Below are 2,529 nucleotides of genomic sequence, written 5' to 3'. Positions count from 1 at the left end.
ATCAGTAAAAGTTCGGGTGTACGAAGGGAATATTCCAGGATCGCCTGACGAGTGCATCCTGATCAGTTCCACTTCCTCCATGAAGGTGACGTTGCAGTCGCCACTAGGGGCCCGCTTGCTCCAGAACGTGTGGAGCCCAATGAATTTCAGATTCGCCTTGCGTACCCCACGCCGTCATTGACCTGTGTGGTCGGGCGGTTTTGTTCCGGTCGAGGTGTTTAAAGCGTGCGATGCTGGTCGCCGGAAATCGGCGGGGTCGGTTGAAAATGCGCGACCTGCATCGCTCGCTTCTAAGCGCACGCTTTAAACGGTTTTGAGGCGTGATGGTAGGCCGGGCGCACACCAAATTCCTGCATGAGGTTTGCGCGACCTGGGGTTTTGCAAACCCGCTCGCCGAAAACCTGGAATCTGGTGCGAAGAGGCGGTGGTCTTGGGAACTTCCTTCGTAGACAGCGGTCGCGACCTAGGGAAACGCCATGTCGGTCGACCGGAGCCGGCCGAAGCCCCAAAATGGTTCCCGGGCGGGGGCAGCCAAACCGGGTAGACGGTGTTTGCGGTCTAAAAGGGTGACTGAGAGGAAAGCGTATGCAATCGTGACGTGTCGTCGCGTCGTGTTAGCAGATCCCGCAAACTCGGAAGTGAAGTGGGACTGCCACTCCACGGTACTCCTTGTACGTCTCTTGATCGCCGCTATTGAACAACGATTTTGACAACTTGCGGGGCGTCGAAGTTTTCGACGGTTGCTTCGCCCTCCAAGCGACGTTTGCCGGAAGACAAGGCCGCCGCGCTCGGGCACGACGCGGTGATGCGCTCCTCACCGGGCTGAAGTTCCCAGTAGTACAGGGAATCCTCGTCGGTATAGTGCACCTTTTCCTGGCGCAGCCCGCCGATCGCGCACACCCCGGCGGACGCGCCGTCGGCGGTAACGACCTGGATCACGGATTTCTCGCCCTGAGGTGCGGCCGTTGGGGCAGCAGATGGCATGGTGCCGAGGACTGCCCCCACAATCAGCGCGACGGCTGTGACTGCGGCGACGGCGATTGCCCCGGCCGCTTGCGGATCGACGGGAAGGCCCTTGAGGGCGCGCTGGAGCTGGGCGGGGAGTTGCATGAGGTCCTACCTTTCATCGGACTTTCGTGAGTGTGAGGATAGTTTAGCCCCGCAGCACAAGCACCAGGTTCGAAACCGCGAACTCTCGGAGGACGGGAACGCGCGAAAGCCACCACGCCCAATGCGGGTGGTAGCGCGGGAAGGCGGTGAGCAAGCGACCGGTCGATTCCGCCCACTCGAGCCCTTCGCGGGCCGAGACCGCAAACAAGGAAGTTCCCCACACGTTCTTGGGCGGTCTTCCGTGTGTGCGCTCGTAGCGGCGGCGCGCGAACTCTCCGCCGATGTAGTGCTCCCAAAGCCCCGTTTCGTGGCCGCCGAAGGGGCCCAGCCACACCGTGTAGGAGAGTACGACCAGCCCGCCGGGTTTGACCACACGCAGCATCTCCTCGCCCATGGCACGCCAATTGGGGATGTGTTCGGCCACGTTGGAGGAGTACACGAGGTCGAAGGAGCCATCGGCGAAGGGCAAGTGGGCCCCGTCGCCGCGCACTGCGCCGTAGCCCGAGAGCCCAGCGGCGGAAAGCTCGGAGATGTCGGGTTCCATGCCGACGTAAAAGGTGTCGGCGAAGGCGTCGGCGAAGTAGCCGGGGCCGCCGCCGACGTCCAACACAGCACGGCCGGTGAGGCCGGCTGGGCTGAGGGACGTGGTGTCCTGCCACAGGGCGTCGAGAAGCGAGCGGGTGTCGCGCGCCAAGCCGGAGTAGAACACGGCGGGGCGGAACTGCTCGTAAGCGAACGAGCGCAGAAGGCGCAGCGAACGTGCCAGGGTGGCGAGGCGGCGGGTACGGTACATAGCAATGAAGATACTGCTGATGTGCTGGCGCGACTCCACCCACCCGCAGGGCGGCGGCAGCGAACGCTACCTGGAACGCGTTGGCGAGTACCTCGCGGCGCAGGGCCACGAGGTCATTTTTCGCACCTCGAGCCACACCGATGCGCCGCGACGCAGCACTCGTGCCGGCATTCGCTTCGAGCGCGCCGGCGGTAAGTACGGCGTGTACGTGCTGGCACCGCCATCCATCTGGCGCAACCGGCCGGACGTGATTGTGGATACGCAAAACGGGATCCCGTTTTTCGCGCGCATGTTCACGCGCCGCCCCGTCGTGCTGCTCACGCACCACTGCCATAAGGACCAGTGGCCGGTGGCGGGCCCGATCATCGGGAGGCTGGGCTGGTTTTTGGAGTCCAAGGTGGCGCCGCGGGTGTATCGGGGTGCGCGGTATGTGACGGTGAGCGAGGCGTCGAAAAGCGATCTGGTGGCGCTTGGCGTGCGCGAGCGTGACATCGCGATTGTGGAAAACGGCGTGGATCCGATCCCGGACGAGCTGCCCGTGGTGCCCGACGACGGCAAGGTGCACGTGGTCACCTTGTCGCGGCTGGTGCCGCACAAACGCATCGAGCACGCGATCGACGCGGTGG

At 63.8% G+C, this 2,529-nt stretch carries 3 protein-coding genes; 1 reads left to right on the top strand and 2 read right to left on the bottom strand.

Going from position 1 to position 2,529, the window contains the following annotated elements:
• Positions 1-690: 690 nt before the first annotated feature.
• Together OVO38_RS12350 and OVO38_RS12345 are read right to left on the bottom strand one after the other, a co-directional pair.
• Positions 691-1,110, bottom strand: coding sequence for a hypothetical protein (locus tag OVO38_RS12350; protein ID WP_267208693.1), 420 nt, complete (start codon positions 1,108-1,110; stop codon positions 691-693).
• 43 nt (positions 1,111-1,153) lie between these two features.
• Positions 1,154-1,903: a class I SAM-dependent methyltransferase gene (locus OVO38_RS12345; RefSeq protein WP_267208692.1), complete on the bottom strand. Its 750-nt coding sequence runs from the start codon at positions 1,901-1,903 to the stop codon at positions 1,154-1,156.
• Positions 1,904-1,907: 4 nt separating this feature from the next.
• Between OVO38_RS12345 and OVO38_RS12340 the strand changes: the two genes are divergently transcribed.
• Positions 1,908-2,529: glycosyltransferase family 4 protein (locus OVO38_RS12340; protein ID WP_267208691.1), on the top strand; the 622-nt coding region annotated here is incomplete at its 3' end.

It is taken from the genome of Corynebacterium sp. Marseille-P8863 (genome assembly GCF_946902955.1).
GTDB classification, from domain to species: domain Bacteria; phylum Actinomycetota; class Actinomycetes; order Mycobacteriales; family Mycobacteriaceae; genus Corynebacterium; species Corynebacterium gottingense.
This window is presented reverse-complemented; position numbering and strand designations above follow the sequence as displayed.